General features: G+C 71.5%; 12 protein-coding genes. 9 read left to right on the forward strand and 3 right to left on the reverse strand.

Annotated features, from left to right (window positions below; translation table 11 throughout):
- Positions 1 to 144 precede the first annotated feature (144 nt).
- On the forward strand, positions 145 to 1,749 hold the full coding sequence (gene purH / locus EO776_RS05070; protein ID WP_049931084.1) for a bifunctional phosphoribosylaminoimidazolecarboxamide formyltransferase/IMP cyclohydrolase: 1,605 nt from the start codon (positions 145 to 147) through the stop codon (positions 1,747 to 1,749).
- A gap of 3 nt (positions 1,750 to 1,752) precedes the next feature.
- Here the strand turns inward: purH and EO776_RS05075 are convergent, their stop codons facing one another.
- Complete coding sequence (locus EO776_RS05075; RefSeq protein ID WP_094520409.1) at positions 1,753 to 2,637, reverse strand: substrate-binding domain-containing protein; 885 nt, start codon at positions 2,635 to 2,637, stop codon at positions 1,753 to 1,755.
- Positions 2,638 to 2,911: 274 nt separating this feature from the next.
- On the opposite strand from EO776_RS05075, the gene EO776_RS05080 reads away from it, so the two are divergent.
- A complete protein-coding gene (locus tag EO776_RS05080; RefSeq protein ID WP_049931080.1) occupies positions 2,912 to 4,213 on the forward strand; it encodes an MFS transporter in 1,302 nt (433 codons plus the stop codon).
- Positions 4,214 to 4,220: 7 nt separating this feature from the next.
- Here the strand turns inward: EO776_RS05080 and EO776_RS05085 are convergent, their stop codons facing one another.
- The gene (locus EO776_RS05085; RefSeq protein ID WP_089307866.1) at positions 4,221 to 5,279 is read right to left on the reverse strand and encodes a M42 family metallopeptidase; all 1,059 of its coding nucleotides are present in this window, start codon (positions 5,277 to 5,279) and stop codon (positions 4,221 to 4,223) included.
- A gap of 174 nt (positions 5,280 to 5,453) precedes the next feature.
- On the opposite strand from EO776_RS05085, the gene EO776_RS05090 reads away from it, so the two are divergent.
- The 6 genes from EO776_RS05090 to EO776_RS05115 all read left to right on the forward strand — a co-directional run bounded on the left by EO776_RS05090 (position 5,454) and on the right by EO776_RS05115 (position 10,454).
- On the forward strand, positions 5,454 to 5,711 hold the full coding sequence (locus EO776_RS05090) for an MTH865 family protein (protein ID WP_049931076.1): 258 nt from the start codon (positions 5,454 to 5,456) through the stop codon (positions 5,709 to 5,711).
- A gap of 115 nt (positions 5,712 to 5,826) precedes the next feature.
- Positions 5,827 to 6,606 (forward strand): J domain-containing protein, encoded by a 780-nt coding sequence (locus tag EO776_RS05095; protein ID WP_049931074.1) that lies wholly within the window; start codon positions 5,827 to 5,829, stop codon positions 6,604 to 6,606.
- Complete coding sequence (locus tag EO776_RS05100; RefSeq protein ID WP_094520410.1) at positions 6,603 to 7,385, forward strand: metallophosphoesterase; 783 nt, start codon at positions 6,603 to 6,605, stop codon at positions 7,383 to 7,385. Before EO776_RS05095 ends, EO776_RS05100 begins: the two co-directional genes overlap by 4 nt.
- Positions 7,386 to 7,550: 165 nt before the next feature.
- Complete coding sequence (locus tag EO776_RS05105) at positions 7,551 to 8,591, forward strand: NAD(P)-dependent alcohol dehydrogenase (RefSeq protein ID WP_094520411.1); 1,041 nt, start codon at positions 7,551 to 7,553, stop codon at positions 8,589 to 8,591.
- Between the two features lie 179 nt (positions 8,592 to 8,770).
- Positions 8,771 to 9,253: a hypothetical protein gene (locus tag EO776_RS05110; RefSeq protein WP_086221011.1), complete on the forward strand. Its 483-nt coding sequence runs from the start codon at positions 8,771 to 8,773 to the stop codon at positions 9,251 to 9,253.
- Positions 9,254 to 9,275: 22 nt separating this feature from the next.
- Entirely contained in the window at positions 9,276 to 10,454 is a 1,179-nt protein-coding gene (locus EO776_RS05115) for a thiamine pyrophosphate-dependent enzyme (RefSeq protein ID WP_094520412.1), read from the forward strand.
- Positions 10,455 to 10,479: 25 nt separating this feature from the next.
- On the opposite strand, the gene EO776_RS05120 is transcribed toward EO776_RS05115, so the two are convergent.
- Positions 10,480 to 11,802: an NAD(P)/FAD-dependent oxidoreductase gene (locus EO776_RS05120; RefSeq protein WP_086216232.1), complete on the reverse strand. Its 1,323-nt coding sequence runs from the start codon at positions 11,800 to 11,802 to the stop codon at positions 10,480 to 10,482.
- A 239-nt stretch (positions 11,803 to 12,041) separates the two neighbouring features.
- Here EO776_RS05120 and EO776_RS05125 point away from each other — a divergent pair, with 239 nt between their 5' ends.
- On the forward strand, positions 12,042 to 13,289 hold the full coding sequence (locus EO776_RS05125; RefSeq protein WP_094520413.1) for a pyridoxal-phosphate dependent enzyme: 1,248 nt from the start codon (positions 12,042 to 12,044) through the stop codon (positions 13,287 to 13,289).
- Positions 13,290 to 13,316 lie beyond the last annotated feature (27 nt).

A 13,316-nucleotide genomic window follows, 5' to 3' on the forward strand; every position in this document is an offset into this window, starting at 1 on the left:
GCAAAAGCGTGTCGATAGGGTGACGCACGGACGTGGATCCGAACCGCCGTCGGGTCGCACGAGACGCCCGTTCCGATCCGCAGATGTGGATACAACAGCGGCGCGGACCGCAATCGATATACCCCATCGGTCGGACGTTCGCGTATGAAGATCGCGGGACTCGCGAGCAACCGGGGACGGAACCTCAGACACATCGCCGACGCCGCGCCCGGCGGCGCGGAGCTGTCGGTCGTCCTGACGAACCGCGAGCAGGCGCCGGTGCTGGAGGCCGCGACCGAGCGCCGGATTCCGACCGAGGTCGTCGAGCGCGAGGAAGGCGAATCGCGCGAGTCGCACGAGCGTCGGGTCGTCGAGCGCCTCTCCGACTACGACGTCGACCTCGTCTGCCTGGACGGCTACATGCGCGTGCTCACCGACGAGTTCCTCGACGCCGTCCCGACGACGCTGAACGTCCACCCCTCGCTGCTACCGTCGTTCCCCGGCACCGACGCCCACGAGCAGGTGTTGGACGCGGGCGTCCGGACGACCGGCTGTACGGTCCACGTCGTCACCGAGGAAGTCGACGCCGGGCCGGTCGTCACCCAGGAACCGATCCCGGTGTACGAGGACGACGACGCCGACTCGCTGAAGGCGCGCGTCCTCCGCGAGGCCGAGTTCGCGGCGTACCCGCGGGCGGTCCGCTGGTTCGCCGAGGACCGCGTGACCGTCGAGCGGGACGACGAGGGGAGCCCGGAGCGCGTCACGGTCGCGGGCGACGTGGGCGGCGACTTCCCGGAGCGACGCTTCGTCTCCGAGGAGCGCACCGCCACGCTGCGGTACGGCGAGAACCCCCACCAGGACGCCGCGCTGTACGTCGACGACGGCTGCGAGGAGGCGAGCGTCGTCGACGCCGCCCAGCTGAACCCCGGCGCGAAGGGAATGGGGTACAACAACTACAACGACGCCGACGCCGCGCTGAACCTCGTCAAGGAGTTCGACGAGCCCGCGGCCGCGGTGATCAAACACACCAACCCCGCGGGCTGCGCGGTCGGGTCGGACCTCGCGGACGCGTACGATCGCGCGCTTCGCACGGACGCGAAGTCCGCGTTCGGCGGCATCGTCGCGCTGAACCGCGAGTGCGACGCCGACACCGCCACGGCGGTCGCCGACTCGTTCAAGGAGGTCGTTGTCGCGCCCGGCTACACCGACAGCGCGCTCGACGTGCTCCGGGAGAAGAAGAACCTCCGCGTCCTCGACGTGGGTCCGCTCGGCGCGGGCGACGACCGCTTCTCGGAGCGGTTCACGGAGAAGCCGGTCGTCGGCGGCCGCCTCGTCCAGGAGCGCGACCGGCAGTCGCCGACCGCCGCCGACCTGGAGGTCGTCACCGAGCGCGAGCCGACCGACGAGCAGGTCGAGACGATGCTGTTCGCCTGGAAGACGCTGAAACACGTGAAATCGAACGGGATCCTTTTCGCGACGGGCACCGAGACGGTGGGCGTCGGCATGGGGCAGGTGTCCCGGGTCGACGCCGTGACGCTCGCGGCGATGAAGGCCGAGAAGGACGCGGAGGGGAAGTCCGCCGATGGCGCCGTGATGGCCTCGGACGCGTTCTTCCCGTTCCCGGACGCGGTCGAGGAGGCGGCCGACGCGGGCATCGAGGCCGTCATCCAGCCCGGCGGCTCCGTCAACGACGAGGACGTGATCGCCGCCGCCGACGAGCGCGACATGGCGATGGCGTTCACCGGGTCGCGCTGCTTCCGGCACGATTAGGGGTCACCCCTCCCAGTCGCTCGGGACGTACTGCTCGAACTCGGGGTCGGGCGAGCGGGCGAACCGACGGAACGCCCGCTCCCCGTCGACCCGGAACTCCTCGATCCGCGACTGTCCGGGGCCGGTGAGGTAGCCGACGTAGGACATGGCCCGCGCGTACGCCACGTCGTGCCGAGCGGGGTTGACCGGGATGACGGCGTACTCGTTCCGCAGCAGCGGCGGCGGGTCGTCGATTCCGGACTCGACGTGCCGCGCCAGGACGCCGTCGTCGCCGACGGCGAGGAAAGTGCCGCGGTCGACGAGGGTGTACGCGCCCGACTGCCGGGCGGTGGTCAGCGTCTCGCCCATCCCTTGACCGGTCTCGCGGTACCACTCGCCACCGGGACTGAGCCCCGCCTCGTCCCAGATCCGGAGCTCGCGGATGTGCGTCCCCGACCGGTCGCCCCGCGACAGGAACGTCGCCTCCGTCTCGGCGATCGCCCGAAACGCCGCCAGCGGGTCGCTTCCGGCGGCACCCGCCGGGTCGTCGGGCGGGCCGACGAGCAGGAAGTCGTTGACCATCACCCTGCGCCGGTTGATCCCGTGCCCCTCGGCGATGAACTCGTCCTCGAGCGGCCGGGCGTGGACGAGCACCACGTCGCAGTCCCCGTCGCGGGCGGTGCGGAGCGACGCGCCGGTCCCGCGCACGACCGCTTCCACGGACGCTCCGAACCGGTCTGCGTACCCGCGGTTCAGCACGGGGAGCAGCCCGCTGTCGTACGCCGTGGTGGCGGTGGCGAGCGTCACCGAGCCGCGGCGGGCGGCGGGCTCCTCGGTCTGCTCCGCACAGCCCGCCAGCGAGGCGACACCGCCGAGACCGAGCGCCCGCACGTACTGTCGACGACGCATACGAATGTAGTCGAATTCATCTACGCTTTCGTATTAAGCAACCGGACGTTGTTACAGTCTGAGAACCTGCGCGCCCCGGGTCGGCACCGCGCGACCCTGTCGTTGTACCGTGTGCGGCCCGCGATGCCGATCGGGTCGGACGGGCGTCCCGGCGGAGAGGACACCGGCCGCGCCCGCCTTTCGTATCGAAATTTTGAAACGATAACCCCACGCGGACCGCCGGATCTGCGCCGCTTTTCTCTCCCAGTCTCGTTATCTCCGGACGGAGACCACCGTGGCGCAGTTCGGCAACTCGGTACGGCTGCTCGGAGACCGCGAGTTCGCGGCGCTCGCCGGGACCGCGTTCGCCCGCAGTCAGGCGTACTCGACGATCCTCATCGCCCTCGCGCTGTACGCCGACCTGTTCGGGACCACGGGGTTCATCGAGGGGCTGTTCGGCACCGCGTTCGCCGTCGTCCAGCTCGTCATCGTCCTCCCCTTGGGCCGGTGGGTGGACACCGGCAACGCGAAGCGGTGGCTGCTCGGCGGCTTCCTAATCAACGTCGGCGTCTTCGTCGGCTTCGCGCTGGTTGACAGCTCCGTTCACATCATCCTCGTGCGGATGGTCCAGGGGCTCGGCGCGAGCGTCCTCTGGATCACGGGCGCGACGGTGATCGGCGAGATCAGCCCTGACGACGAGCAGGGTCGCTGGCTCGGCTCGTACAACCAGTTCGCCTCTTTCTCGTCGCTCGCGGGCGACCTGGTCGGCGGCTACCTCCTGTACGCCTACGGCTTCTCCGAGACGTACGTCGTGTTGACCGCCGTCACGCTCGCCGCGTTCGTGCTGGTGTTCGCGTTCCTGCGCGACAACCCCGGCGGCCGGAAGGACCCCGAGGACGCCGGCGGGGTCGAGACGTTCCGGTCGCTGCTCGGCCTCCCGATGCTGCGCGCGCTCGTCTTCTTCCGGTTCACGTTCAGCGTCGGCAAGATGGCGGTGATCATCTTCCTCCCGATCTACGCCCGGACGACGTTCGGCATCTCCGCGTTCGCCATCGGCTGGATCATGGCGGGCGGGAAGGCGACGAAGGCGCTCACGCAGGGGTTCGTCGGGGACCTCACCGACCGCTACGACCGCACCTACCTGTTCGTCGCGGTCGGCGCGCTCCTGTACGGGGTCGGCACGGCGATCATCCCCCTCGCGGCGTACTTCGACGGGACCGTCGCGCCGGTCACCGTCTCGTACCTCGGCGACTCCCAGACGCTCGGCGGGGCCTTCTTCGCGCTGTTCGCCGCCTACTCGCTGCTCGGGGTCGCCGACTCGATCCGGCTGCCGGCGAGCATGTCGCTGTTCGTCGACGAGGGCGAGGCGTACGACTCCGTCGCGAGCGCGATGAGCCTCCGTTCCGTCTCGTGGAAGGTCGGACAGGTCGTCGGGCCGGTGCTCGTCGGGACCACGATGGACTGGACGACCACCGAGACCGGGTTCCTGCTCGCGGCCGGCTTCATCGCGTTCGCGACCACCGGGTTCGCGTGGCAGGCGCGCGGGGCGCACCGCGCGGCCCGAGATCCGGGTCCGGCCGCGCCCGGCGACGACTAACTTCGCCTCAGAGCGTGTAGTCGTGATCGCCCGTCTCGGACTCCAAGAAGGCCGTCAGCAGGTCGACCGTCGCCTCCACGTCGCCGCCGTCGGCCGTCTCGGTGACGGTGTGGAGGTACCGCGTCGGGATCGATATCGCGCCCACGGGCTTCGCGCCCGCCGTGTTCTGGAACCCCGCGGTGTCGGTGCCGCCCGCGGGCAACACCTCGTGCTGGTGGTCGATCCCCTCGTCCTCGGCGACCTCCGTGAGTCGGCTGTGGACCTTCGGGCTGGCGATCACCGAGGAGTCTTTCAGCTTCACCGCTGTCCCCTCGCCGAGGTCGGTGACGGCGTCGGCCGGGTCGCCCACCTGCGGCACGTCGTTGGCGACGGTGACGTCGAGAGCGACGGCGAGGTCCGGGTCAATGTCGACGCCGAGCGCCTTCGCACCCCGGAGCCCGACCTCCTCCTGGACGGTCGCCGCGAAGTGGATCGTCACGGCCGGGTCGTCGATCCGGCGGGCGGCCTCCAGCATCGCGAACACGCAGATCCGGTCGTCGAGCGCCTTCCCGGTGACTCGGTCGCCCATACGCGTCGTGGTCTGGTCGAGGGTGACGAGGTCGCCGACGCTCACCGACTCCTCGACCGCCTCCGCGTCGCGACCGAGGTCGATGAACACGTCCTTCACCTCGTCGTCCTTCTCCCGCTGCTCCTCCGTGAGCGTGTGCGGCGGGACGGAGCCGATGACGCCCGTCAGGTCCTCGTCGCCGTGGACGGTGACGCGCTGTGCGCGCAGGACGCGGGCGTCGAACCCGCCGAGGGGGTCGACTTGGACGAACCCCTCGTCGGTGACGTGCCGGACCATGAAGCCGATCTCGTCCATGTGGGCCGCGACCGCGACCGAGTAATCCGAGTCGCCTTCGATCGTCCCGACGACGTTTCCCATCGCGTCGGTCCGGACGCGGTCGGCGCTGTCGGCGAACTCGCGGCGGACGATGTCGCGCACGTCGTCCTCGTAGCCCGGGACGCCGCGGGCCTCGGTCAGCTCTCGGAGCAGGTCGAAGTCGAAGTCGAACTCGCGCGCCATGCGCCCACCTGACGCGCCAGCGACAAAGGTCCGCAGGATCCGGCACGACCGTCGGCCTTCGGGACCGCTCCACCGGTCGACCCCGCCGCGTCGGCGAGCGCGCATCCGACAACCCTAAATACGTTTATCGTTGTTCCGCAACCCTTTTGCGGTCGCTCTCGGGATGTCGTGTGTATGAGCGACGTGAAAGCGGAACTTCGCGAACAGTTCATGGACGCCTTCGGCGGCGCAGACTTCCCCGTCGAGAACCAGATGGACCTCGTCCCGGCCCTCCCGGACGGTCCGGCGACGAAGTTCGAGGCCGGCGACGTGAGCTTCACCGCGATGGAGATGGCGGCGAAGCTCGGCAGCGAACAGGAGTTCCCCTACGACGACGCCGAGTCGCTCGTCGACGACATCATCGACGGGCTCGACGCGAAAGGGATGCTCTGAGTCGGTCGACCGCCTCACCGCGTTTCTCCTCGCGATCCGCCGCCGACTGTCACCGCCGAGCGTCGCCGCCGACCGGCGGCGGGAGGTTGATTACCGCGGAGCCGCTACGGCGGGTGTGTTCGCCGAGTTCACGAGCCTGGTGCCGCGGTGGGTCCTCTGGGGAGTCGGTCTCGGCGGGGTCGCCACCGCCGTGGTCGCCTTCGCGTTCTACCTCGGGGACCGGTTCGTCCCGGCACCCGCCGCGTCGACCGGCGGCCGCGGCGCCGCCGGCGACGACCGCCGCCGCCGCGAGATCCGGACGTACCTGAACGCCGCCGGCGAGCGCTTTGACGAGGACCGCGCGTTCGACGGCGTGTCGGTCCCCTTCTACCTCCCGGACCGCGGGGTCGCGATCACCTTCGACGCGCACGACTACTTCCGGCTGGAGGGCGAAGGCGTCTACACCGTCCTCTGTGAACACGAGATGCCCGGCCGCGGGCTCGGTCGCCGGCTCCCGTTCGACGTGGACGAGCCCGACTGGGCGACCGACGACTCGTCCGGTTCGGACGGCGGCCGGTCCGGCGCCGGCGGCTTCGGCGGGCGATTCGGCGCCGACCGGGCCGCCGGGCGCTCGACCGCTCGCGGCCGCGCCGGCCGCGCGGACCCCGTCGGCGACGCGTTCGACGAGCTCGGCCTCGACCGCGACGCCGACGTCGACGCGGTGAAGGGCGCGTACCGCGAGCGCGTCAAGGAGACGCACCCGGACCAGGGCGGTGACGAGGAGTCGTTCCGCCGTGTCCGCGAGGCGTACGCGACCGCCCGCAACCACGCGGACGGCGGACCGAGCCCGGGCGGCGGCGACGCGGACCGCGACGCGGGCCGTCGCCGCGAGCGCTCGTCCGGGTACGGGCGGTGAGCGACCGCGCTCACGAGTCGGGGCCGACGTTCGCGGACCGCGCTGTCTACCTCCCGGGAGCCGACGCCCTCGTCGTCGCCGACCTCCACGTTGGCCGCGGCGAGGCGTCCGCCGTCTCGCTCCCGCTCGGCGAGCGCGCGGACCTCACCGACCGGCTCGGAACCCTCCTCGACCGGTTCGATCCCGGAACCGTGGCCGTCGCCGGCGACGTGGTCCACACCTTCGACCGAGTCACGGACAGGACCCTCGGCACACTGAACGCCCTCCGCGACGCATGCGAGACGCGCGGCGCCGCCCTCGAACTCGTCGCCGGCAACCACGACACCGCCCTGCCGAGCCGCTGGGACGGGCGGGCCCGCGAGGAGCTCGTTCTGAGCGAGAGCGGCGACCGGGACGCCGACGCCACGCACGTCGCGAGAACGGTCGTCTGTCACGGGCACGAGTCGCCCTCGACCGACGCCGACCGCTACGTGATCGGCCACGTCCACCCGACGATCGAGATCGAGGGCGACCGCCGGCCCTGCTTCCTCCGCGGCCCCGGAACGTACCGCGGGGGCGACCTCCTCGTGTTGCCCGCGTTCACCCGCCTCGCGCCGGGCGTGGCGGTCAACGACATGCGGACCGACGCGTTCGACTCCCCGCTCGTGACTGACGCGGACCGCCTCGCGCCGGTCGTGGTCGACTCCCCGTCGGAGGGCTCGGGCCGCGGTGCGGATGCGGGCGACGCGGGAGAGGCCCTCCGGTTCCCGCCGCTCGGCGAGTTCCGCCGGCTGTTGTGAGCGCTTCTGCCCCGCCGTGCGTACAGCACCGGACAAACACGGGAGCGCCTCGCCGAGGGTGTCACGGGTGAACCCCACCGCCGGCGACGTGGATCTCCTCGCTCTCTCGTCGGGCGAGAGACTATAACGAACGTTTATGATTTACGCGGTGCGAACCGTTCCCACATGGAAGCAGCCAGACTCCACGAGTACACCGACGACATGCGCGAGGGGCTCACCATCGACGAGGTCGACCGGCCGACGGCGACGGGGCCGGACGACGTCGTCGTCGAGGTCGAGGGCGCGGGCTGGTGCCAGACGGACAACCACATCATCGAGGGGATGTGGGCCGAGTACGTCCCGCAGGAACTGCCGCTGACGCTGGGCCACGAGAACGCGGGGACGGTCGTCGAAACGGGCGAGGACGTCGAGATCGTCTCCGCCGGCGACCCGGTGATCTGCCACCCGGTACAGACCTGCGGGACCTGTCGCCCCTGCCGGCTCGGCGAGACGATGCACTGCGAGAACAGCGCGTTCAACGGGCTGACTCACGACGGCGGCTTCGCCGAGTATCTCCACACCAGCGAACGAGCGGTCATCCCGCTGCCGAGCGGGGTCGAACCGATCGATATCGCGCCGCACGCGGACGCCGGCATCACCGCGTACCACGCGGCCAAGAAGGCGGTCGCGGAGCTGAACCCCGGCGACCACGCCGTCGTCATCGGCGTCGGCGGGCTCGGTCACATCGGGCTCCAGTGCCTGAACGCGATGAGCGCGGCAAAGATCACCGCCGTCGACCTGAAGGAGTCGGCGCTGAACCTGGCGAACAGTTACGGCGCGGACCACCTGGTGAACCCGAGCGAGGCCGAGGTGGCGGCCGAGATAGCGGGGATCACCGACGGCACGGGCGCCGCGCAGGTGCTCGACTTCGTCGGCGAGGACGTGACGACCGCCTACGCGCCGGACATCACCGCCGGCGGCGGCGACCACCACGTCATCGGCTACGGCGGGCACGTCCACGAGCCGTCGCAGGCGCTGGTGAACGGCGAGTTCTCCTTCGTCGGCAACATCGTCGGGCGGTACGCGGAGCTTCAGGAGCTCGTCGCGCTCGTCGAGCAGGGAGATGTCGACCTCCACACCAGCCGGTACGACCTCGGCGAGATCAACGCGGTCGCCGAGAAGCTCGAACACCGCGAGATCGACGGCCGTGCCGTGATCACGCCCTGAAACCGGCTCCGACAGCCGGACCGCGTCGCGGCCCGCGGCCTGTTCTTCGTCCCGTGGGACGTCTCGGGACAGGCCCCGAGCGAAAGCGGGGCGTACCCGTTCGAGGTGACGACCACGGTCCGGTGACCGGCGACCGGACAACGGGAAGACATTTAGCCCGGCGCCCGGGGAAATACGACATGAAAACTGCCCTCCCCGCCGATTCCCGCTTCACCGCCGCTCGGTGGTGGTCGCTCTACGCCGGCGTGTACGCGCTCGGCTGCGCCGCCCTCACTGCGTCGCTGCTCGCCGACGTGCTCGGCCTGTTCGCCGACGTGGTCGGTCTCCCGCCCGCGGCCGGGATGCCGCTCCTCGCGACCCCGGCGCTCGTCGTCGGGACGCTCGTCTGGTGGGCCCTCGTCGAGCGGCCGGACGCGCCCACGTATCTCCGTGGGGCCGCCTTCGGGCTGCTCACCGCGCTCCTCACCGGCGCGCTCTGGACGGCGTGGTTCGTGGTCATCTGGGGACTCGAGATGCTCGCCGCCGGGCCCGTGCGGCTGCTGGTCGGGTTCGTACTCGGCGCGGTCGCCGTCGCCGGCGTCCTCGTCGGGCTCCCGATCACGTACCTCCGGCGACGGAGCCGGCGGGCGTCGGCGGCCGCCGCGACCGCTAACTCCTTGTGACTGCGGCACACACTCGTTGCGCATGGACGAGAACGGCGTCGACGACGCCGGCGACGGCGCGACCGATCCGCTCGCCGACGAAGACGTCTATCGCGTGCTCGGGCCGGACGGGAGTCCCCTGCCCGACGCGACGGTGCCGGACCTCTCGGACGAGCGGTTTCGCGCTATCTACCGCGATCTGGTCGTCACGCGTCGGTTCGACGAGCGCGCCGTCAGCCTCCAGCGACAGGGCCGGATCGGGACGTACGCGCCCTGCGCGGGCCAAGAGGGGTCGGCCGTCGGGTCGACGCACGCGCTCGCGGACCGCGACCTGATAAGCTACCAGTACCGGGAGCACGGCGCGGCCGTCGTCCGCGACCTCCTCTCCGAGTACCTCCCCTACTGGATGGGCCACGAGGCCGGGACGGAAGCGATCGCCGACGGCAATGTCTTCCCACTGAACATCGGCATCGCGGCCCACCTCCCGCACGCGGTCGGGGCCGCGTGGGCGTTCGCCCACCGCGACGAGGACCGCGTCGTCGCCTGCCACTTCGGCGACGGCGCGACCAGCGAGGGCGACTTCCACGAGGCGATGAACTTCGCCGGCGTCTTCGACACGCCGACGGTATTCTGCTGTCACAACAACGGGTGGGCAATCTCGGTCCCGAGGGGGAAACAGACCGCGAGCGACACCTTCGCCGGGAAGGCGACCGCGTACGGTTTCGACGGCGTCCGCGCCGACGGCATGGACCCGCTCGCCAGCTACGCGGTCACGCGGGAGGCTGCCGAGCGTGCCCGACGCGGCGGTGACGGCGACGGCGGCGACGAGGTGGGCGGCAACGGCACCGCGGACGACCCGCGTCCGGTCCTCATCGAGTTCGTCGAGTACCGGTTCGGCGCCCACACGACCGCCGACGACCCGACGGCCTATCGCGACGCCGACGACGTTGACCCGTGGCGCGCGCTCGACCCGCTCGACCGCATGGAGACGTTCCTCCGTGAGACGGATCGCATCGACGACGATGGCGTCGCGGCGATCCGCGAGGAGGCGGACGACGTCGTCGCCGCAGCGATCGACGCGGCGGAGTCGGTTGAGGCCGACCCCGCCGCGATGTTCGACCACGCGTTCGCCGGGCTCTCGCCCGAGACCCGCCGTCAGCGCGACGACCTGCTCGCGGCCGTCGCGGAACGCGGCGAGGAGGCGTTCCTGCGAGAGGAGTGAGGGGGCCGCGAGGCGACCGGGCCGGCTACAGGTGCCCGCCCGCCGCGTTCGCCGCCTTCCGGCCGCTCTCTAGGGCGCCTTGGATCGACGACCACTCCGTGTAGTCGCCGGCGAGGACGACCGGGCCCTCGGGGTCGTCCGGCTTCGGGAGGTCGGCGTGGACACCCGGCGGCTGCGCGAACTGCGCGAACCGGATCCGATGGACGTCGAGGGTTTCCAAGCCGCCAAAGTCGCGGTCGGGGAACCACGCGTCCAGCGCGTCCCGAACGTCGTCGCGGAGGTCGCGCTCGTCGCGGTCGAGCGACTCCTGCCCGAGGAACGTCGCCGCGAGGAGCGCGCGGTCGCCGGGCGCGTACTCGGGCGCGACCTCCGACATCGGGACCACCGCGTTCGGCGACTCGTCGGCTGCGTTGAGGAGGATCCGGCCGCCCGTCTCGAACGACTCGCCCGCGGGGAGCGCGAACCACCCGGTCACGTTCGGCACGCCCTCGGTCGGGACCGACTCGACGCCGGTGAGCCGCCGGGCCTCCGGCGGCGAGGTCGCGACGACGACCGCGTCCGTCTCGCGCGTCGTACCGTCCGCGAGTTCCACGGTCGCACCGTCCGCGTCGGCGGCTCCGGTTCGGAAGGGAATCCGGCCCCCTCCGGCGATCCGGACCGCCTCCACGTCCCCGCCGGTCTCGATATCGACGCCCGCCTCGCGGGCGCGGTCGGCGAGCGCGGCGGGGAGCGCGGCCATCCCCTCGGCGGGGACGCCGATCGACCCACGGCCCATCGCGCGGAACGTGTACTCGAAAACGTGCTTCGAGGTCGAGAGGCTCCGGTCTAAGGTGATCCCGCCGTAGAACGGCTCGACGAAGTTCTCGACGTAGTCGTCGGCGAACCCCCAGTCGCGGAGGTACTCGCGGATCGGGGCGTCGCGCCCGGCGAAGAACTCGCCCTCGTCGCGGTTTCCGAGGTCGTACCGCAGCGCGAGCGTCCGGAGCTTGTCGGAGAAGGAGACCTCGTCGTTCAAAAGCGAGGGAATCGCGGACAGCGGGTCGCGGAGGGGGTCGCCGAGCGTCGAGCGCGAGCCCGGCCGGCAGATCGTCGCACCGGGCGCGAACGTCCGGAGGTCGAGGTCGTCGAGCCCGTCGGCGCCCAGTTCGCGCTCGACGGCGGGGTAGCTCGAGAAGAGGACTTGGAAGCCGCGGTCGACGGTGAACCCGTCGACCGTCTCCGTCCGCACGCGCCCGCCGACCTCGGGGCGTCGCTCGTACAGCGTCACGTCCGCGCCCGCCTCCGCGAGTCGGGTCGCCGCGACGAGCCCCGCGAGCCCGCCGCCGACGACCGTGGCGTTTCCGTTCATATGTGCTGTATCGGGTCGCGGGTTTATAAGCGGCGGCGGGTCGAGGCGATTCGATTGGCGAAGCCACAGCCGCTCGGCCGCGTTGCTTCTGATAAATCGCTGATCGACACAGTCCACTCCGAAGCCCCGCCCGACGGCGACCGCACAGCGCCTCGCGCCACCGCGGTTCGGGGTCTCGTCGAGACGGTCATCCGCACCCGAGTGCGAAGCGATTAGTCGCCGCCGCCGCAAGGTTCGGTATGGCAGACTTCGAGACCACGCCGGCGTTTCGCGGGCTGGAGAGTCGGGCGTCGGGACGCGTCCACGAGACCGCCGACGCGGCGGCCATCGACGACGACGAGCGGGCGCGCGGACTCGACCCGGTCTACGACTACGACGCCGTCGACCCCGACGACCTCTTCGACCCGGCGGCCCGCGGCGCGAGCGGCGACGCGCGGACCGCGCCCGCGACCGCGCGCGGCCACTGGCGCTTCGACGCCCTGCTCCCGTTCCCGGCCGACGGCGCGCTCACCGCGGGGGAGGGCGGGACGCCGCTCGTGGCCACCGACCGGCTCGCGGACGAGCTCGACGTCGACGCGGTGTACGTCAAAGACGAGGGGCGCAACCCGACGGGGACCGTCCTCGACCGCGGCCTCTCGCTCGCGACGACCGCGGTGGCGGCCCGGGCCGCCGCCGGCGGCGACGTGGAGCCGCTCGTCTGCGCGAGCCCGGGGAACGCCGGGCAATCGATGGCGGCGTACGCGGGCCAGGCGGACCTGCGGTCGTACGCGTTCGTCCCCTCGCGGTGCGCCTTCTCGAACAAGTCGATGACGAACGTCCACGGCGGCGAGATGCGTGTCGTCGGCGGGCGCTTCCCCGACGCGGCCGACGCGGTCGACGAGCAGCTCGCGACCGACTACACCGACCTCGGCGAGTTCGCCACGCCGTACCGCCACGAGGGCGCGAAGACGATCGCGTTCGAGCTCGTCGCCGACCTCGGTGACACCCCCGACGTGGTCGTCGTCCCGACCGGATCCGGCGAGGTCGTTGCCGGCGTCAACAAGGGGTTCGCCGAGCTGGCCCGGATCGGCGCGGTCGATGACACCCCGAAGGTCGTCGCCGCGCAGGCGTCCGGCTGCGCGCCGATCGCGGCCGCCGTCGAGCGCGGCCTCGACGAGCCCGAACCGTGGTCGACGCCCGACACAATCTGCGGCGAACTGGAGATTCCGGACCCCGCGGGCGGCGCCGCGGCAGTCGAGGCGGTCACCGAGAGCGGCGGGACCGCGGTCGGCGTCGACGACGACGACATCCTCGCGAGCGCGGTCGCCGTGGCGCAGAACGAGGTCGTCGAGATGGGCGCGACGGGCGGCGCGGCCCCCGCCGGCGCGTGGGCGCTCGCCGAGGAGGGCTTCTTCGACGGCGACGAGACCGTCGTGCTCCTCAACAGCGACGCCGGGCTGAAGACGCCCGACGTCCTCCGCAGCCACCTGATGGGACAAGGGATTTAGAAACGGAACCGGCGGTCAGCGACCGAT

The organism is Halorubrum ezzemoulense, assembly GCF_004126515.1.
GTDB classification, from domain to species: Archaea; Halobacteriota; Halobacteria; order Halobacteriales; family Haloferacaceae; genus Halorubrum; species Halorubrum ezzemoulense.

Excerpts from the sequence above, each read along its gene's own strand:
- purH (WP_049931084.1), top strand. The coding sequence starts at position 145 with ATGAAGATCGCGGGACTCGCGAGCAACCGGGGACGGAACCTCAGACAC.
- EO776_RS05075 (WP_094520409.1), bottom strand. The coding sequence starts at position 2,637 with ATGCGTCGTCGACAGTACGTGCGGGCGCTCGGTCTCGGCGGTGTCGCC.
- EO776_RS05085 (WP_089307866.1), bottom strand. The coding sequence starts at position 5,279 with ATGGCGCGCGAGTTCGACTTCGACTTCGACCTGCTCCGAGAGCTGACC.
- EO776_RS05090 (WP_049931076.1), top strand. The coding sequence starts at position 5,454 with ATGAGCGACGTGAAAGCGGAACTTCGCGAACAGTTCATGGACGCCTTC.
- EO776_RS05105 (WP_094520411.1), top strand. The coding sequence starts at position 7,551 with ATGGAAGCAGCCAGACTCCACGAGTACACCGACGACATGCGCGAGGGG.
- EO776_RS05110 (WP_086221011.1), top strand. The coding sequence starts at position 8,771 with ATGAAAACTGCCCTCCCCGCCGATTCCCGCTTCACCGCCGCTCGGTGG.
- EO776_RS05115 (WP_094520412.1), top strand. The coding sequence starts at position 9,276 with ATGGACGAGAACGGCGTCGACGACGCCGGCGACGGCGCGACCGATCCG.
- EO776_RS05120 (WP_086216232.1), bottom strand. The coding sequence starts at position 11,802 with ATGAACGGAAACGCCACGGTCGTCGGCGGCGGGCTCGCGGGGCTCGTC.
- EO776_RS05125 (WP_094520413.1), top strand. The coding sequence starts at position 12,042 with ATGGCAGACTTCGAGACCACGCCGGCGTTTCGCGGGCTGGAGAGTCGG.